General features: G+C 72.8%; 17 protein-coding genes. 5 read left to right on the top strand and 12 right to left on the bottom strand.

Translation table 11 applies throughout. From position 1 onward, the window contains the following. Positions 1–34 precede the first annotated feature (34 nt). The gene (locus ACIQAK_RS00375; RefSeq protein ID WP_366388512.1) at positions 35–1,102 is read left to right on the top strand and encodes an aminotransferase class V-fold PLP-dependent enzyme; all 1,068 of its coding nucleotides are present in this window, start codon (positions 35–37) and stop codon (positions 1,100–1,102) included. A 53-nt stretch (positions 1,103–1,155) separates the two neighbouring features. On the opposite strand, the gene ACIQAK_RS00370 is transcribed toward ACIQAK_RS00375, so the two are convergent. Then, the gene (locus ACIQAK_RS00370) at positions 1,156–1,662 is read right to left on the bottom strand and encodes a MarR family winged helix-turn-helix transcriptional regulator (protein ID WP_366388513.1); all 507 of its coding nucleotides are present in this window, start codon (positions 1,660–1,662) and stop codon (positions 1,156–1,158) included. A gap of 178 nt (positions 1,663–1,840) precedes the next feature. On the opposite strand from ACIQAK_RS00370, the gene ACIQAK_RS00365 reads away from it, so the two are divergent. After that, on the top strand, positions 1,841–2,911 hold the full coding sequence (locus ACIQAK_RS00365) for an alkene reductase (protein WP_366388514.1): 1,071 nt from the start codon (positions 1,841–1,843) through the stop codon (positions 2,909–2,911). Here ACIQAK_RS00365 and ACIQAK_RS00360 read toward each other — a convergent pair. The 6 genes from ACIQAK_RS00360 to ACIQAK_RS00335 form a co-directional block, all read right to left on the bottom strand. Further along, positions 2,887–3,924 carry a VOC family protein gene (locus ACIQAK_RS00360; RefSeq protein ID WP_366388515.1) on the bottom strand — a complete coding sequence of 346 codons (1,038 nt, stop codon included), beginning with the start codon at positions 3,922–3,924 and terminating at the stop codon, positions 2,887–2,889. The genes ACIQAK_RS00365 and ACIQAK_RS00360 overlap by 25 nt on opposite strands. A gap of 110 nt (positions 3,925–4,034) precedes the next feature. Beyond that, entirely contained in the window at positions 4,035–4,928 is an 894-nt protein-coding gene (gene thpD, locus ACIQAK_RS00355; protein WP_366388516.1) for an ectoine hydroxylase, read from the bottom strand. 6 nt (positions 4,929–4,934) lie between these two features. Further along, on the bottom strand, positions 4,935–5,333 hold the full coding sequence (locus ACIQAK_RS00350) for an ectoine synthase (protein WP_366388517.1): 399 nt from the start codon (positions 5,331–5,333) through the stop codon (positions 4,935–4,937). 83 nt (positions 5,334–5,416) lie between these two features. Continuing rightward, positions 5,417–6,679, bottom strand: a complete 1,263-nt coding sequence (gene ectB / locus ACIQAK_RS00345) for a diaminobutyrate--2-oxoglutarate transaminase (protein WP_366388518.1) — start codon at positions 6,677–6,679, stop codon at positions 5,417–5,419. 263 nt (positions 6,680–6,942) lie between these two features. After that, positions 6,943–7,473 (bottom strand): diaminobutyrate acetyltransferase, encoded by a 531-nt coding sequence (gene ectA / locus ACIQAK_RS00340; protein ID WP_366388519.1) that lies wholly within the window; start codon positions 7,471–7,473, stop codon positions 6,943–6,945. 307 nt (positions 7,474–7,780) lie between these two features. Further along, complete coding sequence (locus ACIQAK_RS00335) at positions 7,781–8,887, bottom strand: aminotransferase class V-fold PLP-dependent enzyme (RefSeq protein ID WP_366388520.1); 1,107 nt, start codon at positions 8,885–8,887, stop codon at positions 7,781–7,783. Between the two features lie 124 nt (positions 8,888–9,011). On the opposite strand from ACIQAK_RS00335, the gene ACIQAK_RS00330 reads away from it, so the two are divergent. Both ACIQAK_RS00330 and ACIQAK_RS00325 read left to right on the top strand, forming a co-directional pair. Further along, positions 9,012–10,112, top strand: a complete 1,101-nt coding sequence (locus tag ACIQAK_RS00330) for an amidohydrolase family protein (protein WP_366388521.1) — start codon at positions 9,012–9,014, stop codon at positions 10,110–10,112. Positions 10,113–10,435: 323 nt separating this feature from the next. Further along, on the top strand, positions 10,436–11,344 hold the full coding sequence (locus ACIQAK_RS00325; protein WP_366388522.1) for an SCO1860 family LAETG-anchored protein: 909 nt from the start codon (positions 10,436–10,438) through the stop codon (positions 11,342–11,344). A 129-nt stretch (positions 11,345–11,473) separates the two neighbouring features. Here the strand turns inward: ACIQAK_RS00325 and cobC are convergent, their stop codons facing one another. Beyond that, a complete protein-coding gene (gene cobC, locus ACIQAK_RS00320; RefSeq protein ID WP_366388523.1) occupies positions 11,474–13,063 on the bottom strand; it encodes an Rv2231c family pyridoxal phosphate-dependent protein CobC in 1,590 nt (529 codons plus the stop codon). Between the two features lie 210 nt (positions 13,064–13,273). Here cobC and ACIQAK_RS00315 point away from each other — a divergent pair, with 210 nt between their 5' ends. After that, entirely contained in the window at positions 13,274–13,996 is a 723-nt protein-coding gene (locus ACIQAK_RS00315; RefSeq protein WP_366388524.1) for a ZIP family metal transporter, read from the top strand. Between the two features lie 46 nt (positions 13,997–14,042). Here ACIQAK_RS00315 and ACIQAK_RS00310 read toward each other — a convergent pair whose 3' ends face one another. The 4 genes from ACIQAK_RS00310 to ACIQAK_RS00295 are packed head-to-tail and all read right to left on the bottom strand — an operon-like array spanning position 14,043 to position 19,721. Next, positions 14,043–15,392: a cobyrinate a,c-diamide synthase gene (locus tag ACIQAK_RS00310; RefSeq protein ID WP_366388525.1), complete on the bottom strand. Its 1,350-nt coding sequence runs from the start codon at positions 15,390–15,392 to the stop codon at positions 14,043–14,045. Continuing rightward, on the bottom strand, positions 15,386–15,985 hold the full coding sequence (cobO, locus tag ACIQAK_RS00305; protein WP_366388526.1) for a cob(I)yrinic acid a,c-diamide adenosyltransferase: 600 nt from the start codon (positions 15,983–15,985) through the stop codon (positions 15,386–15,388). The genes ACIQAK_RS00310 and cobO overlap by 7 nt, the downstream gene beginning before the upstream one ends. Next, positions 15,985–18,018 carry a putative cobaltochelatase gene (locus ACIQAK_RS00300; protein ID WP_366388527.1) on the bottom strand — a complete coding sequence of 678 codons (2,034 nt, stop codon included), beginning with the start codon at positions 18,016–18,018 and terminating at the stop codon, positions 15,985–15,987. Before ACIQAK_RS00300 ends, cobO begins: the two co-directional genes overlap by 1 nt. Next, on the bottom strand, positions 18,015–19,721 hold the full coding sequence (locus tag ACIQAK_RS00295; RefSeq protein ID WP_366388528.1) for a cobyric acid synthase: 1,707 nt from the start codon (positions 19,719–19,721) through the stop codon (positions 18,015–18,017). The genes ACIQAK_RS00300 and ACIQAK_RS00295 overlap by 4 nt, the downstream gene beginning before the upstream one ends. Positions 19,722–19,727 lie beyond the last annotated feature (6 nt).

Raw genomic sequence — 19,727 nt, 5'->3', positions numbered from 1 at the left:
TGACTATGAGTGGCGGGGACCCCACGCTGGGCGCATGACGATCTCTCCGCTCAGCCAGGCGGCCGCCGCCGAGTTCGCCCCGGAGGTCACGTACCTCAACACCTCCAGCTGGGGGCTGCTGCCCCGCCGGACCATCGCCGCCGTCAAGGCCCTCGCCGACGAGAACGCCGCCGGCCGCCGGATCGGCGCGGGCAGCTTCGAGGCGGTGGAGGCGGCCCGGGCCGGCTTCGCCCGGCTCGCCGGGGTCGGGCCGGACCGGGTCGCCACCGGCAGTTCGGTCACCGTCCATGTCGGGCTGATCGCCGCCTCGCTGCCGGCTGGGGCCGAAGTCCTCGCTCCCGAAGGCGAGTTCACCTCCGTCGTCAGCCCGTTCGCGCTCCGCGGCGACCTGCGCGTGCGGTACGTCCCGCTCGCGGACCTCGCCGATGCCGTACGCCCCACGACCGCGCTCGTCGCCTTCTCCTCGGTCCAGTCGGCCGACGGCCGGGTCGCCGACCTCGCCGCCGTCCGCGCGGCCGCCGCCGCCCACGGGGCCCGGACCCTGCTGGACGCCACCCAGTCGGCGGGCTGGTTCCCGCTGGACGCCGGGGCGTACGACTACACCGTCACCGGCGGCTTCAAGTTCCTGCTCTGCCCCCGGGGTACGTCGTTCCTCACCGTCACCGAGGAGGCGCAGGCCACCCTGCCCCCGCTCTTCGCGGGCTGGTTCGCCGCCGGTGCGCCCTGGAACAGCAACTACGGTCCGCTGGAGCGCGTCGCCCCCGGTGCCCGAGGGTTCGACGAGCCGCCAGCCTTCCTCTCGTACCACGGGGCCGAGCACTCCCTCGCGCTGCTCGCGGAGATCGGCACCGACGCGCTGTACGCGCACGCCACCGCTCTCGCCGCCCGGCTGCGCTCGGGGCTGGTGGAGCTGGGGCTCGAGGTGGTGCCGGGGGAGTCGGCGATCGTCTCCGTGCCGGGGCTCGACAGCCGCGAACCGGAGCTCGCCAAGGCCCGGATCGCGGTCTCGGCGCCCGTCGGGAACCTGCGGATCTCCTGTCACCTGTACAACACCGAGGCGGATGTGGACCGCGTACTGCACGTGCTGGCTCACCACGCCTGAGGTGCTCCAGGGCTTCAGCCCCGCTCCGGACAGCCTGAGGTGCTCCCAGGGCTTCAGCCCCGCTCCGGACATCCCTCCGTCTCCTGGCAGAGGTTCGCCTCCACCCTCGCCAGCAGCCGCGTCAGCTCCGTACGCTCCTCGCTCTCCAGCCCCGCGAGCGTGTGCTCCTCCAGGCTGCCCCACGCGTCCCGCACCGCCGCGTGCAGCGCGCAGCTCTCGTCCGTCGCCTCGACCAGTACGGCCCGCCGGTCGTCCGGGTCGGGGCGGCGGCGCACATGCCCGGTCTGTTCGAGGCGCTGGAGCATCTTGGTGACCGTGGACGGGTCCAGGTCCAGGGTCTTGATCAGCTCGGCCTGGCGGACCGGCCCCGCGTCCCACAGGTGCATCATCAGCAGATCCTGCCCCGGGTAGAGCCCCAGCCCCTTCAGCAGCTTCCCCGCGGCGATCCGGTGCAGCCGGGCCACGCGCGAGACGGCGTGGCTCACGGGCCCGCTGAGCGCCGCTCCGGGCAGCGCGTCGGTACAGGCGGCTTCCGCGGTGCTGGCGTGGCCGGTCTTCATGTCGGGGCTCCTCAGTGCTGCGCCGGTAGGCCTTGTGGGGCTTCGATGATGCCCGGCAGCTTCCCCACACTTTACCTTGGTCGGCCAATCAATGGGCTACAGTAGCCGTCAGTGCCGATGGTTGGCCGACCACATACCCTATTTATTGGTCGACCACATACTTTTTCTGGGAGCTCTCATGACCACCGCTTTCGATCCGATCGACCTCGCCGGCACCCCGCTGGCCAACCGCATCGTGATGGCTCCGATGACCCGGAGCCGGGCGGGCGACGGCGGTACGGCCACCGACCTCACGGCCGCCTACTACGCCCAGCGCGCCTCCGCCGGACTCGTCATCACCGAGGGCATCCAGCCCTCCGCCGTCGGCCAGGGCTACCCCTTCACGCCGGGACTGCACAGCGCCGAGCAGGTCGCCTCCTGGCGCAAGGTCACCGACGCGGTGCACGCCGAGGGCGGCCGGATCTTCGCCCAGCTCATGCACGCGGGCCGCATCAGCCACCCGGTCCTGCTCCCCGACGGCCTGGTCCCGGTCAGCGCCTCCCCGGTGAAGGCGGACGGGCAGGTCTACACCGCGGAGGGTCCCAAGGATTTCGTCGAGCCGCACGAGCTGACCGACGCCGAGATCCGGCAGACCATCGCCGACTTCGTCTCCGCCGCCCGCAACGCCGTGGACGCCGGATTCGACGGCGTGGAGCTGCACGGCGCCAACGGCTACCTCATCCACCAGTTCCTCGCGCCCAACACCAACCTGCGCACCGACGAGTGGGGCGGCTCCGAGACCGGCCGCATCCGGTTCGCCGTGGAGGTCGTCGAGGCGGTCGCGGCCGAGATCGGCGCCGCCCGCACCGGGCTGCGCATCTCGCCCGCCAACCCGTACAACGACATCGACGAGCCCGCCCCCGACGCCGTCTACACCGCGCTGGTCCAGGAGATCGAGCCGCTCGGCCTCGCCTACCTGCACATCCTGGAGAACGCCCCGATCCGCGAGCTGACCCTCTCCCTGCGCAAGGTGTTCACCGGCCCCGTCCTGATCAACGTGCACTCCGAGGGGCCGACCGGCCCGGACGACCACACCGTGATCGACGACGGGATCGCCGACCTGATCTCGTACGGCGTCCTCTTCCTCGCCAACCCGGACCTGCCCGCCCGGCTCAAGGCCGGGGGCCCCTTCAACACCCCCGACCCGTCGACGTTCTTCGGCGGCGACGCCAAGGGCTACACCGACTACCCGGCGCTGGACGCCGTCTGACCGTCCTCCCGCGGCCTCCCGTCCCATCGCCACGAGGTGCGGCGCGGGTGGTCCGGCAGTTCGGCGCGGCCGGTGGCCCAGAGCAGGACGGTCCACCGGTCGCCGCCCGGCGGGGCGTCGGGGAAGAGCCGGGCCAGCACCCGGTCGCACATCGCGGCGGGCGGCGCCCACTCCAGGCCGAGGCCCTCGGCCAGGTCGTGGGTGTGCACCAGGGTCTCCAGCACGCCCATCGCGGCGAAGCCCTCCGGGTCGGAGATGCCGAACCCGTGGTACGAGCGCACCTCGGCCGGTGTGGTCCTGGCCATCGAGGCCAGCAGCGCACCGCTCGCCTCCAGGGTCGCCAGCAGCCCGGCGGGACCGGCGTCGCGGTCGGCGAAGATCGCGTTGTACGGCCCGCCCTGCCGGTCGGGCACCCACCGGTAGGGAACTTCGCCGTCGAGCGGAGGCGTGCGGGGGCCCAACTGGACGGCGTACGCGAACAGGTCGTCGCTCAGGTGCTCGACGGTCTCCCAGCAGGTCCACTCCAGCGTTCCGGCGGGCGCGTCCCAGCGGTCCGCCGGGGCTGCGGCCAGCACGTCCGCCGCCAGCCCGACGGCCGTGGTCACATCGTCGGCGGTCACCGGCAGCCGGGTCCCGGTCAGCGCGGCCCGCTCGGCGGCGGAGCACTCCACGCAGAACTCGTTGCCCTCGGGATCCGCCAGGGTCGCCCACCCCCTCCCGTCGGGTCCGCGGTGGTCACCCACCAGGGTGGCGCCGAGCGCGAGCAGCCGCTCGACCTCCTCGTCCCGGGTGCGGTCCTGCGGCTGGACGTCGAGGTGGACCCGGTTCTTGACGGTCTTCGTGTCGGGCCCCTGGACGAAGAGGATCGCCGCGCCGGGGGTTTCGAGCAGGGCCTCCGGATCGCCGGGGAAGTCGTCGGCGGCGAGCGGGGAGCCGAGCACCTGGGACCAGAAGCTGCCGAGCGCGTAGGCGTCGGCGCAGTCGACGGTGATGTGCCGTACGTGAGAAGTCATGGCCGCCACCCTCTCCGGTGGCCGTGCCGGGGTCCAGCGAGTTACGCGGCGGGGGCCCGGGACGGCGTACCGTTCCGGGCCCCCGCACAGCCGCGTGCCCGCGCGTGGCGCTACTTCACCGGGGTGAAGTCCCGCGCCCCGATGAACTCGGGACGGCGGATCGGAGCCGAGAACGGCTCCTGCGCCTCGTTCTCCACGCTGTTGAAGACGATGAAGACGTTGCTCCGCGCGTACGGGGTGATGTTGTCGCCCGACCCGTGCATGGCGTTGCAGTCGAACCAGGTCGCCGAACCGGCCTTGCCCGTGAAGAGCTTGATGCCGTGGCGGTCGGCCAGCTTCGTCAGCGCCTCGTCGGACGGGGTGCCGGCGTCCTGCATCTGGAGCGACTTCTTGTAGTTGTCCCTAGGCGTCTCGCCGGCGCAGCCGAGGAACGACTTGTGCGAACCGGGCATGATCATCAGCCCGCCGTTGGTGTCGAAGTTCTCGGTGAGGGCGATCGACACGGAGACGGTCCGCATGTTCGGCAGACCGTCCTCGGCGTGCCACGTCTCGAAGTCCGAGTGCCAGTAGAAGCCCGAGGCCCCGAAGCCCGGCTTCACGTTGATCCGGGACTGGTGGACGTAGACGTCCGAGCCGAGGATCTGGCGGGCCCGGCCCACCACCCGCTCGTCGCGGACCAGCGCGGCGAAGACCTCGCTGATCTTGTGGACCTCGAAGACGGACCGTACGCTCTGCGACTGCGGCTCGATGATGGAGCGCTCGTCGGCGCGGACCGCCGGGTCGGAGACCAGCCGGTTCAGCTCCGCCTCGTAGGCGGCGACCTCGTCCGGGGTGATCAACTGGTCGACGGTGAGGAAGCCGTCGTGCTCGTATCCCTGGAGATCCCTGGCGGCGATCGGGCCCGGTGCGCCCGGCGCGGACCAGATGACCGGGTCCTGGCGGGGAGTGGTCATCTCGGCGGCGCCGCGCGAGGGGTACAGATCGGCGCGTACTTCGGTGGTCATGGTGGTTCAGGCCTCCTCGGTCAGCAGTGGGTAGACACCGTTCTCGTCGTGGTCCTCCCGCCCGGTGACGGGAGGGTTGAAGACGCACACGCAGCGGAAGTCGGTCTTGGGCCGCAGGGTGTGCCGCTCGTGCCCGTCCAGCAGGTACATGGTGCCGGGGGAGATCCAGTGGGTCTCGCCGGTCTCGTCGTTGGTGAGCTCGGCCTCGCCCTCGGTGCACAGGACCGCCTCGATGTGGTTCGCGTACCACATCGAGGTCTCCGTACCCGCGTAGAGCACGGTCTCGTGGAGTGAGAAGCCCACCTTCTCCTTGGCGAGCACGATGCGCTTGCTCTCCCAGGTGCCGGACGCGGCCTTCACATGCCGGTCGGTGTTCTCGATGTCACTGAACGATCGGACGATCACGGTGAGCGGTGCCTTTCTCTCGTGCTCCGCCCCGGGCCTCACGGCCCGGGGGCTTACTTCTCGCCTGCCCCGGTCTCGCCGGGTCAGGCCGTCTCGCGGACGCAGCGGGCCAGCGTGCGCAGGCCCTCGTCCAGTTCGTCGGGGGTGATGGTCAGCGGCGGCAGCAGCTTGACGACCTCGCTCTGCGGGCCGGAGGTCTCCAGCAGGAGCCCCAGCTCGAAGGCGCGGGCGCAGACCGCCGAGGCGCGCGCCGGGTCCTGGAACTCCATGCCCCAGACCAGACCGCGGCCGCGGAACTGCGCGGTCGGCTCCTCGGCGCAGATGGCCAGCAGCGCCTGCTCGACCTGCTCGCCGCGGGCCAGGGTCTGCTTCTCCATCTGGCCGTCGGCCCAGTAGGCGTCCAGCACGGCGGCGGCGGTGACGAAGGCCGGGTTGTTGCCGCGGAAGGTGCCGTTGTGCTCGCCCGGCTCCCAGATGTCCAGCTCCGGCTTGAACAGGCACAGTGACATCGGCAGCCCGTAACCGCTGATGGACTTCGACAGCGTGACGATGTCCGGGACGATGCCGGCCTCCTCGAAGGAGAAGAAGCCACCGGTGCGGCCGCAGCCCATCTGGATGTCGTCGACGATCAGCAGCATGTCCTGGCGGTGGCAGAGCTCCTGGAGCGCGCGCAGCCACTCGGCGCGGGCGACGTTGATGCCGCCCTCGCCCTGGACCGTCTCCACGATCACGGCGGCGGGCTTGTTCAGCCCGGAGCCCTGGTCCTCCAGCAGCCGCTCGAACCAGAGGAAGTCCGGGACGGTGCCGTCGAAGTAGTTGTCGAACGGCATCGGGGTGCCGTGCACCAGCGGGATGCCGGCGCCGGCCCGCTTGAACGCGTTGCCGGTGACGGCGAGCGAGCCCAGCGACATGCCATGGAAGGCGTTGGTGAACGAGACGACGGACTCGCGGCCCTTGACCTTACGGGCCAGCTTCAGCGCCGCCTCGACGGCGTTGGTGCCGGTCGGGCCGGGGAACATCACCTTGTAGGGGAGGTCGCGCGGGCGCAGGATGACGTTCTGGAACGTCTCCAGGAAGGCGCGCTTGGCGGTGGTCGCCATGTCCAGGCCGTGGGTGATGCCGTCGCGCTCGATGTAGTCGATCAGCGCTCGTTTCAGCACCGGGTTGTTGTGGCCGTAGTTGAGCGAGCCGGCCCCGGCGAAGAAGTCCAGGTAGGTGTGGCCGTCCTCGTCGGTCAGCCGGGCGCCCTGCGCGCGATCGAACACGGCGGGCCAGCCGCGGCAGTAGCTCCGGACCTCCGACTCCAGGGTCTCGAAGACGCTCAGTGCGGGCGGGGTGATGGTCACAGCGGGTCTCTCCTGCGTGCGGGGGTGTGACGGGCAGTGGTCGGTGCTCCCCGCCGCACGGGGGCGGCCGGGAGCGCGCCGGGTGGTCGGCCGGCGCGAGAAGTCGTGGGGATCCGGGCGTACGGGTCAGGTACACCGGGCCGTGGCCGGGTGACCCACGGGGCCGGTGAGTCCCTCGTGGCTCGGGTGATCCACGGGGCCGGTGAGTCCCTCGTGGCTCGGGTGATCCACGGGGCCGGTGAGGCCCTCGTGGCTCGGGCGGCTCAGTCGGTGAACGGGCCGATCCGGTAGAGGACCTCCGGCAGGTGCGTCCCCTCGGGGAACAGGGCCCCGTCGAAGAGCACCTCCTGCTCCAGCGGTACGTCGTGCCGCCGGGCGAAGGACGTGAACAGCCGGTCGGACGCCGTGTTGTCCGGGGTGATCGTCGTCTCGACGCAGGAGAGGCCCTGGCCGACGGCGACGCGTGCGGTCAGCGCGTCCAGCAGGGTGGCGGCCAGTCCCTCGCCTCGGTGGGCCTGGTCGACGGCCACCTGCCAGACGACGAGGGTCTCGGGGCGGTCGGGCCTGATGTAGCCGGTGACGAAGGCGATCGGCTCGCCGTCCTCGCCACGGGCCACGGCGGAGGTCGCGGCGAAGTCACGACACCACAGCAGGTAGCTGTACGAGGAGTTCAGGTCCAGGACCTGGGAGTCGCGGGCGATACGCCAGATCGCGGCTCCGTCCTCCACTCGTGGCGTGTCGATGGTAAGGAATTCGCTTCGGGCACGGGCAAACTCTGCTGGTGCGGCGGTCATGCGAAGGGAATTTACCCAGCAAATTTCGAAATTGCATCGAGGCAAGGGGTTGGGTGGCGCGCCCTTCTGTGTTATCAGGCGGGCGTGAACCCCCTCACGACTCTGGTGCTATTTCCTCCTACTTGTCCACAATTTTTCGGGCATAACGCCGCTCGTGTGGAGTCGGTCACAGGACCGTAACTCCTGCGAGACGTGCCCGAATCATGAAATCCGGAGCCGTGAAAACGTCAGCGTTTACGGGTCGGGAAAGCGGGCAGAAGAATGCGGGGAGCCGCTTTCGATAAAGCGGCTCCCCGCATGATGGATATCAAACGCCAGGCCAGGTTTCCGCCACCGCGCGGCGGGCAGCTTCGAAGTCGACCTGCCGGCCCGCAGCGGCCAGCGCCGCCCCCAGAGCCGCGAGCGAGGACAGCACCGCGTCCCGCGTCGCATCCGCACCGTAGTGATTGACCCGGATCATCTCCTCGGACAGCGCCCCGCCACCCGCGACGAGCGGCAGCGAGGGTTCCGTCGCCAACGCCCGCGCGACCAGAGCGGCGGCGTCGGTCCCCGCCGGGGCGCGCAGCGTCGTGGCCACCGGCGCGGCGTTGCGTGCCTCGTGGACGTACGGCTCCAGACCGCCGCCCAGCGCCACCGCACCCACCCGCGTCGCCGCCGCGGCCGAGGCGTGGCGGGCCATCACCGTCTCCAGGCCGTCCGCCTCGATCCGCTCCAGGCACGCCTGAAGGCCCAGCATCTCCAGCTGCGCCGGGGCGTGCGGCAACGCCTTGCGGCCCCCGTCGATCCAGCGCTCCTTCCAGTCCAGCAGCGAGAGGTACGAGCGGCGCGGGGCGGCCGGGTTGGCGGTGATCCGCTCCCAGGCCCGCGCGCTCACCGACACCGCCGACACCCCGGCCGGGCCGCCCATCGCCTTCTGCGCGCCGATCACGCACAGGTCGACGCCCCAGGCGTCCGGCAGCAGCGGCTCGGCGCCCACCGAGGCGACCGCGTCCAGCATGAACAGCGCCCCGTGGGCCCGGACCACCTCACCGATCTCCGCGACCGGGTTGGTGTTGCCGGTCGCCGCCTCCGCGTGCACCAGCGAGACGAAGTCGATCTCCGGGTGCTCGGCGAGCGCCTCGGCGACCTGGGCGGCGCTCACCGCGGTGTGGAAGGGCACGGTGAGGTCGACGACCTCGGCGCCGCAGTCCCGCAGCCAGTTGCCGAAGGTCTGCCCGTACGGTCCGGTGACCACGTTCAACGCGGTCGAGCCGGGCCGGGCGGCGCCGCGGATGCAGCCCTCCAGGGGCAGCAGCGCCTCGCCCTGGGTGATGACGACGTCCTGCCCGGTGGCGAGGAGCGCGGCCACCTGCCGCTCGATGGCCGCGAAGTGCCCGGCGGTCAGCGGGGGGAGGTCGAGGAAGGGGTGCGTCACGGTGGGGCTCTCTTCGCATTCGGTCGGTCGGCGGTCGGTCGGGTCTTTCCCTGGCCGGGCGACGGGTCCTGCTCGTGGCCGACGCCTCGTCGCAGCCTACCGAGGGCCTCGTACAGTGCCGCCTATGAATGATCAGGCGGGGCAGCGGGTGCTGCGGGTGAAGGGGCGGGTCCTCGTCGGCCCGGACGAGGTGCGCGACGAACTGTGGGCCGTCGACGGGCGGATCACCTACGAGCGGCCGTCGGGCGCGGACGCCGCGCCGACCGTCACGGGCTGGGCGCTGCCCGGCCTTGTCGACGCGCACTGCCATGTGGGCCTGGACCGGCACGGCCCGGTCGACGCGGCGACCGCGGAGAAGCAGGCGCTCACCGACCGGGAGGCCGGGACCCTGCTCATCCGGGACGCCGGATCGCCCTCGGACACCCGCTGGATCGACGACCGCGAAGACCTGCCGAAGATCATCCGAGCCGGCCGCCACATCGCCAGGACCCGCCGCTACATCCACAACTACGCCCACGAGATCGAGCCCGGCGACCTCGTCGCGTACGTCGCCCGGGAGGCCCGGCGCGGCGACGGCTGGGTCAAGCTGGTGGGGGACTGGATCGACCGGGACGCCGGGGACCTGACCGCCTGCTGGCCACGCGGCGAGGTCGAGGCGGCCATCGCCGAGGCGCACCGGCTGGGCGCCCGGGTCACCGCCCACTGCTTCGCCGAGGAGTCGTTGCGCGACCTCGTGGAGGCCGGCATCGACTGCGTCGAGCACGCCACCGGCCTCACCGAGGAGACCATCCCGCTCTTCGCCGAGCGCGGGGTGGCGATCGTCCCGACGCTGGTCAACATCGCCACGTTCCCCGACCTCGCGGCGGGCGGCGAGGCCAAGTTCCCGCGCTGGTCGGCCCAGATGCGGCAGCTCCACGAGCGCCGCTACGACACCGTGCGCGCCGCGTACGACGCCGGCATCCCGGTCTACGTCGGCACCGACGCGGGCGGCTCGCTGGCGCACGGTCTGGTCGCGGGCGAGGTCGCCGAGCTGGTGAAGGCGGGCATCCCTCCCCTGGCGGCGCTCTCCGCCACCGCGTGGGGAGCGAGGCGGTGGCTGGGGCGGCCCGTCCTGGAGGAGGGAGCCCCGGCGGACCTGGTCGTGTACGAGCAGGACCCGCGCGCGGACGTCCGGGTGCTTGCGGCCCCCCGGCACATCGTGCTGAACGGGCGCGTGATCGGCTGACGAGGCGGTGGGTTGACAGGCGGTGACGGATCAGGGCTCCGGCTCGTTGGTGGAGCTCAGCCCGTCGCCGCACCTCGCGTGCGCCCCGGCGCAGTCGCACACCGTTCGACCCGCGCTGTGGGAAACGGGTGACGCCAGGGAACCCACGTGCCAGAAGATTCGAATATGCGCGCGGAAACCCCCCTTTGGGGTGAACTCATCCCAGGTATCCGCCAGTTCACCCTCGGTGCGTAAAGATTCACGGAGTCGACGCCACCGGTGCGCGCGATGTCCCCCATTGACGGCACCGGTGGCTCCATGTCTCCTGTGGGGGTTCCACCACCTTGAACAGCAACACCTTCCGTCTCGCTGCCCTGGCGGCCGCCACCGCTCCCGTCGCCCTGCTGGTCGCCGTCCCCGCGCAGGCAGCCCCGGCGACGCCCGCCACCGGCGGTGCGGGCGGGGCGAGCGCGGTCGTGCTCCGCACCGGGCTCGACGTATCGCTCCTCGGCAAGTCCGTCCACGTGCCCCTCAAGGTCACGCTCAACGAGGTGCAGGCACCGGCCGGCGCCGACAAGACCGCGCTCTCCGTGAACCTGGACGGGGTCGAGGGCGGAAAGCCGGTGGACGTCCTGCGCGCCGACGTGGCCACCGCGAACGCCACGGTCGACAAGAACAAGACCGAGGGGTACGCCCACCTCGTCAAGGCCCGGGTCCACGTGCCCGGTCTGCCGCTGCTCTCGCTCATCGAGGTCGAGAAGGTGACCTCCAAGGCGCTCTGCGAGGTCGGCGAGCAGCCCGTCGCCGAGTCGAACGTGCTCGGTCAGGTCTCGGTGCTCGGCAGGAAGGTGACGCTCTCGGCGGGCGGGCCGACCCGGGTGGCGGTGCCGGGCGTCGGCGAGGTGAGCCTCGACCTGTCCAGGACGTCCACCACCTCGCGTACGGCCGCCGCGACGGCACTCCGGCTCACGGTGGCGGTGAACCCGCTGAACCTCAACGTCGCCGCGGTGAAGGGCGAGGTCACCCTGGCCGAGGCGACCTGCGAGACCCCGCAGGCACCCGCGACGCCCGAGAAGCCGGACGGCACCGATGTGCGGCCGCAGACCGGCTCCGACCCCGCCCCCACCGCGCCCGACCTCGCCGAGACCGGCGGCAGCTCCACCACCCCGTACCTCGCGGGTGGCGCGGTCGTGCTCCTGGCGATCGGCGCGGGCGCCACGGTGGTCGCGCGCAGGCGGGGCAGCCAGGCCTGATCCCGGCCGCCCCGAGGAGGCTCGGCACGGGGGCTGAGAGGGGCTTGAGGGGCGGTGTTCGCAGCGGTCGAACGCCGCCCCACGGGCCTTGCCGTGATGCTTTTCCCCGTCAGCGCCCGTCAGCGCCCGTCAGCGCCCCGTTCGCGCGGGCAGCGCCTGAACGGCCTGGTCCAGGGCCTGGAGGAAGCGGTTGGTCGTCGCCCGGTCGCGTACGGCGAGCCGCAGCCACTGCGGCCCGAGCCCCGGGAACGTGTCGCCGCGCCGGGCCGCGAAGCCCAGCAGTCGCAGCCGTTCCCGGATCTCCGCCGCCCGCTCCAGCCGCACCAGGACGAACGGCCCCCGGGCCTCCTCGACCACCCGCACCTCACTGAACTCCGCGAGCCCGGCCAGCAGATGAGCCCGGTCCACGGTGGTCCGGTCCGCCGCCTGCGCCGCCTCCACCAGCGCCCTCGGCTCCATGCACGCCTGAGCCGCCGCCAGCGCCGGGGACGACACCGGCCACAGCGGCTGCGCGTCCGCGAGCAGCGCGACGGTCTCCGGATCGGCCAGGACATAGCCGATCCGCAGCCCGGCCAGTCCCCATGTCTTGGTGAGGCTGCGCAGCACGACCAGACCCGGGATGTCCGTCCGCGAACAGAGCGCCTCGCGCTCGCCCGGCACCACGTCCATGAACGCCTCGTCGACCACCAGCGTCCGCCCCGGTCTCGCCAGCCGCTCCAGCAGGGCCGCCGGGTGCAGCACGGACGTCGGGTTGGTCGGGTTGCCGACCACCACCAGATCCGCCTCCTCCGGCACCGCCGCCGGATCGAGCCGGAAACCGTCCTCCTCCCGCAGCAGCACCCGCCCCACCCCGTGCCCGGCCGCTCGCAGCGCCGCCTCCGGCTCGGTGAACTGCGGATGCACCACCACCGGGCACCGGGCCGGGAGCGCCCGGGCGATCAGGACGAACGCCTCGGCGGCACCCGCCGTCAACAGCACGCGCTCCACCGGCAGTCCGTGCCGCTCGGCGACCGCCGCCCGCGCCGGTGTGCCGTCCGGGTAGGCGGCCAGCGAGACCAGGGAGGCGGCTATCCGCTGGCGCAGCCACTCCGGTGGTGTGTGGGTACGGACGTTCACGGCGAGATCGGTCAGATTCTCGCCGCGCACCTCCGCGTCGCCGTGGTGGCGCAGGTCGGGCCCGGCGCTCTCGATGTTCTGTGTGGGGGGAGTCATGGCTGCCATGGTGAACGGGCGGGGGCTTTCCGTCACGGGTGGGGTGGAAGTTTTCTCGCCGGAAACAGGGAAAGGTCCGAGGACGGCCGGAAACCTGCGAGCCACCGCACAGGTCGCGGTCGCCGCCCGGTCCGTGGCGGCGGACTTCTCCACCACCAGCTCGTCCGCGTCGATCAGCGCCGCCGCCTCCGCGACCGACGGCGTGCCCACCGCCCCCTCAGCCGCACCCGAGGGGTTCGGCACGCGCACCCCGGCCAGCGCCGCCGCCGGATGCGACCGCACCGGTACCCCGAGCCGGGCGGCCGCCCCCACGATCCCCGGCTCCTGCGCCTTCGCCTCGACGGTCGCCAGCTCCACGACATCGGCCGTACGCAGCCCCGCCCCGCGCAACACGTCCTCGATCAGGCCGTACACCTCGTCGAGCGGCGCGCCGCTGCGGGCGCCGACCCCGACGACCAGGTTCCGCGCCCCGGACTCCGGCACGGGGCGGGCAGGTGCTCCGGTCATGGGCGGATTCCTGAGCGTGGGATTCTCGTCATGGCGGAGCCTGCCTTTCCCGTTCGAGCGGCCTCACACGAGGCGGCCCGCACATCAAGCGCTGGGGGGTGGAGCTGTTCCGTATACGGTCACGGATCCGGTCGTACGGGCGGGCGCGGGCGCCCCGGGTAAGGACACCCTGGGATGCGGTCGGCGGGGTCGATCGACTAGCAAGAGCCCATGGCGGTGTTCGTCGCGCTCGGCGCGTTCCTGATGACTCTGGCCGGCGGCTGGGTCGCGCAACGCGTCACCGACCGCCGCCACCTGGTGCTCGGCTTCGCGGGCGGGCTGATGCTCGGAGTGGTCGGCCTGGACCTGCTGCCCGAGGCGATGGAGGCCGCGGGCACCCCGGTGTTCGGCGTACCCGTCGCCCTGCTGCTGTTCGTCGGCGGCTTCCTGGTGGCCCATCTGGTCGAGGGGCTGCTCGCCGTACGCCAGGTGGCACACGGGGCGAGCGGTGAACGCGTACCGCAGGTGGGGCTCACGGCGGCCGCCGCGATGGTCGGCCACAGCCTGATGGACGGCATCGCGCTCGGTGCCGCCTTCCAGGTCGGCGGGGCCATGGGCGTGGCCGTCGCGCTGGCGGTGATCAGTCATGACTTCGCCGACGGATTCAACACGTACACCCTCACCAGTCTTTACGGGAACGCCCGCCGCAAGGCGCTCCTGATGCTGTTCGCGGCTGCCGTGGCGCCGGTCGTGGGCGCCGCGACGACACTGCTGTTCACCCTTCCGGAGGAACTGCTCGGCGGCTATCTCGGATTCTTCGGCGGAGCACTGCTCTACCTGGCCGCCGCGGAGATCCTTCCCGAGGCACACCACACCCATCCCGCCCGTTCCACTCTTCTCTGCACCATCGGGGGCGCGGGCTTCATCTGGCTGGTCGTGGGCATCGCCGAGTGAGCCCGCGTACGCCCGCACACGCCGCCACGACGAACGCGCGGGCCGTTCACCGCGCCCGGCAGTGCTCCACGAAGCGGTGCGCCACCTCGGGGGAGGCCGCCCAGTGGGTGTGCAGATAGCTGGCGTGCACGCCCCGCTGGACGTACCCCTCCACCCGCCGCTCCGGCTGGTGCATCCCCCAGGCGGGCACCGGTCCCGCCGCCGGCTCCAGCACCGTCCGGTGGAACTCATGGCCGCGCATCCGGGTCCCCGCGACCGCGAGCGCGCTGTCCGAGACCGCCACCGCCTGCCGGTAGCCGAGCGTGAGCCGCTCCGACATCCGGGCCTCGGCGTCCAGCACCCCGCACATCGGCTTCCCGTCCAGCTCCCGGGCCAGATACAGCAGCCCCGCGCACTCGGCCGCCACCGGGGCGCCGCTCAGGGCCAGTTCCGTCACCGCCCGCCGCAACGGCTCGTTGGCCGACAGCTCGGGGGCGTACACCTCCGGGAACCCGCCGCCGATGACGAGCCCCGCCGTACCGGACGGCAGCTTCTCGTCCCGCAGCGGGTCGAAGACCACGACCTCCGCACCGGCCGCCGTCAGCAGCTCGGCGTGCTCCGCGTACGCGAAGGTGAACGCCGCCCCGCCGGCCACGGCGACGACGGGGCGGTGCCCCCGCGCGGAGGCGTACGCCGGCTCCCACGGCTCGTCCGGCAGCGCGGGCGCACTCCGGGCCAGCGCCATCAGCGCGTCCAGGTCGCACCCGGCCCGCACCCGCTCACCCATGGCCCGTACGGCGTCCACCGCATCGCCCTGCCGCTCGGCCACCGGCACCAGACCCAGGTGGCGCGAGGGCGTGGCGACCTGAGGCGCCCGGCGCAGCACGCCCAGCACCGGCAGGCCGGACTCGTCCAACGCGTCCCGCAGCAGCGCCTCGTGCCGGTCGGAGGCCACCTTGTTCAGGATCACCCCGCCGATCCGCACCTCCGGGTCCCAGGAGGCGAACCCGTGCACCAGGGCGGCCACCGAACGGGACTGCGAGGAGGCGTCGACCACCAGCACCACGGGCGCCCTGAGCAGCTTCGCCACCTGCGCGGTGGACGCCAGCTCCCCCTGCCCCGAGGCACCGTCGTACAGCCCCATCACACCCTCGACCACGGCGAGGTCGCACCCCGCCGACCCGTGCGCGAGGAGCGGGGCGATCAGCTCCGTCCCGCACATGTACGCGTCGAGGTTGCGGCCGGGGCGTCCCGTCGCCAGCGAGTGGTACCCCGGATCGATGTAGTCCGGGCCCACCTTGTGCGGCGAGACGGCGAGCCCGCGCGCGGCGAAGGCGGCCATCAGGCCGGTGGCAACGGTGGTCTTGCCGCTGCCGGAGGCCGGAGCGGCGATGACCAGGCGGGGCACACTCACCACTCGATGCCCCTCTGGCCCTTCTGCCCCGCGTCCATCGGGTGCTTGACCTTCGACATGTCGGTCACCAGGTCGGCGGCCTCGATCAGCGCGTCCGGCGCGTTGCGGCCGGTGATCACCACGTGCTGGGTGCCGGGCCGGTTCCGCATCACCTCCACGACCTCGTCGGTGTCGATCCAGCCCCAGTGCAGCGGGTAGGCGAACTCGTCCAGCACGTACAGCTTGTACGTCTCGGCCGCCAGGTCGCGCTTGACCTGCTCCCAGCCCTCGCGGGCCTTGTCCTCGTTGTCGAGCTGGCCGTCCCGCTGCACCCAGGACCAGCCCTCGCCCATCTTGTGCCAGTCGACGGAGCCGCCCTCGCCGCTCGCGCCCAGCACCTTCAGCGCGTTCTCCTCGCCGACCTTCCACTTCGCCGACTTCACGAACTGGAACACCCCGATCGGCCAGCCCTGGTTCCAGGCCCGCAGCGCGAGCCCGAAGGCGGCGGTCGACTTGCCCTTCCCGATGCCCGTGTGGACGAACAGGAGCGGGCGGTTGCGCCGCTGACGGGTGGTGAGCCCGTCGTCCGGCACCGATATCGGCTGTCCCTGCGGCATCAGGCGGCCCTCCCGGCGGCGGTGACGTCCTTGACGAGCCCGGCGATCGAGTCGGCCCGCAGCTCGTCGAGCGTGACGGCGGTGCCTCCCAGTTCCCGGGCGAGTTCCCCGGCGAGACCGAGGCGTACGTACCCCGACTCGCAGTCCACGACGACCGAGGCCGTCCCTTCGGCCCGGTGCAGCCGCGCCGCCCGCCCCGCGAGCGCCACCGGTTCCGGACCGCCGGTCGCCCGGCCGTCCGTGACGACGACGAGCAGGGGCCGGCGCGAAGGATCGCGCAGCCGCTCGACGCGCAGGACGTCATGGGCCTTGAGCAGCCCGGCGGCGAGCGGCGTACGCCCCCCGGTCGGCAGCGACTCCAGACGGGAGGCGGCCGCGTCCACGGACGAGGTCGGCGGCAGCGCCACCTCGGCGTCCTTGCCCCGGAAGGTGACCAGGCCGACCTTGTCCCGCCGCTGGTAGGCGTCCAGCAGCAGCGACAGCACGGCGCCCTTGACCGCGCTCATCCGCTGCCGGGCCGCCATCGACCCGGAGGCGTCCACGACGAACAGCACGAGGTTGCCCTCCCGCCCCTCGCGGGTCGCCTGCCGCAGATCGTCCCGGCGCACCACGAGCCCGCGCCCGGAGCGCCCGCGCGCCCGCTGGTGCGGGGCGGCGGCCTGCACGGTCGCGGCCAGGTGCAGCTTGGTCAGCGACCCCTCGGGGCGGCGCGCGCCGGTGGTACGGCCGTGCTCGGTACGGGCCCGGGAGCGCCGCCCCGCAGCCCCCTCACCGAGCCCCGGCACGCTGAGCATCTTCGTACGGAACGGCTCGGCGGAGGCCACCGGCCGCTGCTCGGCCCCGGCGGACCGGCCGGGCGCTTCGGGAGAGCCCGCGGGGGCCTGCGCCGGCGTGTCGCCGCCGTCCGAGGCCGGAGGCGGCGGGCGGTCGCCATCGGCCTGGGGCGGCACGCCACCGCCACCACCGTCGTCGTTCCCGCCCCCATCGGGATCGGGATCGTCGTCGCCGCCCCGCCCCTGATCCCCGGCCGCCTGGTCCAGGGTCTGATCGAGCTTGTCCTCGTCCAGGCCCGGCGCGTCGAACGGGTTGCGGCGCCGCCGGTGCGGCAGCGCCAGCAGAGCGGCCTGCCGTACGTCGTCGGCGGTCACCTCCTCGCGCCCGGCCCAGGCGGCGAGGGCGGTCGCGGTACGCGCCATCACGATGTCGGCCCGCATCCCGTCGACCTCGAACGCGGCGCAGGTCGCGGCGATCTGCCGCAACACGCCGTCACCGAGGAGGACGCGGGGCAGCAGGGCACGCGCGCCGGCGATCCGCTCCCGCAGCGCCGTCTCCTCCTGCGCCCAGCGCGCGGCGAACCCCGCCGGATCGTCGTCGTACGCGAGCCGGCGCCGCACGACCTCCACCCGCTCGTCGGTGTCCCGGGAGGCGGCCACCTCGACGGTCAGTCCGAACCGGTCCAGCAACTGCGGCCGCAGCTCGCCCTCCTCCGGGTTCATCGTCCCGACCAGCAGGAACCGTGCCGCATGCCGTACGGAGACGCCCTCGCGCTCGACGTACGAGGCCCCCATGGCGGCCGCGTCCAGCAGCAGGTCCACCAGGTGGTCGTGGAGCAGGTTGACCTCGTCGACGTACAGGATCCCCCGGTGCGCGTCGGCCAGCAGCCCCGGCTCGAACGCCTTCACGCCCTCCGAGAGCGCCCGCTCGATGTCCAGCGCCCCCACGAGCCGGTCCTCGGACGCCCCGACCGGCAGCTCCACGGTCCGCGCCGGGCGCGACACACCGGCGGCCTCCGTGTGCGGCCCGTCGGGACACGCCGGATCGGGGGAGAGGGGATCACAGGAGAACCGGCACCCCGGCACGACGGAGACCTCGGGCATGAGGGCGGCCAGCGCCCGGACGGCGGTGGACTTGGCGGTCCCCTTCTCGCCCCGCACGAGCAGACCACCGACGGCGGGACTGACGGCGTTCAGCAACAGCCCGAGCCGCAGGTCGTCCTGGCCGACGATCGCGGTGAAGGGATAGGGCGTACTCACGTGGCCTCCTCGTTGACGTCAACATCATCAATGTCAAGCCCGGCGGGCCTTGACCCGGCGGACCCGGCAAACTCAAGCCCCTGGGACTCGCCCGCTTCCCTCTGCGTCTCCGGGCGAGCAAAATCAAGCCCCTCCGGCGCTTGAGGAGCGGGGTCCGGGGCAGCGCCCCGGCTCTCCGACGACGCGCCCGCCCCCAGCGGCGGCGCCCCCGGCGGCACGAACGGCAACCCCACCGGCGCGCCCCCCTCGATCAACCGCCACAACGCCTCCGTATCCGCATGCTCCTCCACCAGATCCCCCAGCCGGTCGAGCTGCTCCTCCCGCAGCACCCCGAACCGGGTGTCCGGCGCGGGAACGAACCGCCGCCCGGCGGCCTGGGCCACCTCCTCCAGGAACCGCCGCCGGAACCCGTCGCTCTCCAGCGACCCGTGCCAGTGCGTCCCCCACACCGCCCCCACCCGGCATCCGTCCAGGAACGGCTCCCCGCCCCGCACATCGGCCACCCCGTGGTGGATCTCGTACCCCTCGACCGGCTCCCCGAGCGCCGAACCCACCGGCCGCGCCAGCGTCTTGGCCCGGTCGAACCGGATGCGTACGGGAAGGAGCCCCAGCCCGTCCACCACCCCCGCCCGCGACTCCACCTCGTCCTCGATCCGCTCACCGAGCACCTGGAACCCGCCGCAGATCCCCAGCACCGGCCGGCCCTCCGCCGCCCGCCGCACCAGCGCGTCCGCCAGCCCCCGCTCCCGCAGCCAGGCCAGCGCCTTCACCGTGCCGCGCGTTCCGGGCACGATGACCAGGTCCGCGTCGGCCAGCTCGTCGGCCCGGTCCACGAACCGCACGACGACGCCCGGTTCGGCGGCCAGCGCGTCCACGTCCGTGAAGTTCGACATCAGCGGCACCGCGCAGACCGCGACCCGCAGCACGTCCTCGCCGTGCGGGGGCGCCACGACCGACTCCCGCACCGCACCCCGCAGGGAGACCCGCAGGCCGTCCTCCTCGTCGATGCCGAGCCCATGGGCGTACGGCAGCACCCCGTACGTCCGCCGCCCGGTCAGCCCGTACAGCATGTCCAGCCCCGGCTCCAGCAGCGAGACGTCACCCCGGAACTTGTTCACCAGGTAGCCCGCGACCAGCGACTGGTCCTCCGCGCTCAGCAGCGCCGTGGTCCCGAAGAACGAGGCGAAGACCCCGCCCCGGTCGATGTCCCCGACCACCAGCACGGGGAAGCGGGCCGCCCGCGCGATCCCCATGTTCACGATGTCGGTCCGGCGGAGGTTGATCTCGGCCGGCGACCCGGCCCCTTCACAGATCACCGCGTCATAGGTCGACCGCAGCTGCTTCAGGCACTCCACGACCGTCCCGAGCAGCGCCTCCTGCCGGCCCCCGTGGTAGCCCCGGGCGCTCATCTCGCCGACCGGCTTCCCCATCAGGACGACCTGGCTGGAGCGGTCGCTGCCGGGCTTGAGCAGCACCGGGTTCATCAGCGCGGTCGGCTCCACCCGGGCCGCCTGCGCCTGCATCGCCTGGGCGCGCCCGATCTCCGCGCCCTCACGGGTCACGAAGGAGTTGAGGGACATGTTCTGCGCCTTGAACGGCGCGACCTTCACGCCCCGGCGCACCAGCCAGCGGCAGATGCCCGCCGTGACGACGCTCTTGCCCGCGTCCGAGGTCGTTCCCGCGACCAGCAGCCCACCGCTCATGCCCGC

Origin of the sequence: Streptomyces sp. NPDC088706 (genome assembly GCF_044752765.1) — a bacterium.
In the GTDB taxonomy this organism is placed as follows: Bacteria; Actinomycetota; Actinomycetes; order Streptomycetales; family Streptomycetaceae; genus Streptomyces.
The sequence above is the reverse complement of the archived record's forward strand: the minus strand, read 5'-3'. Positions and strand labels throughout refer to the sequence as shown.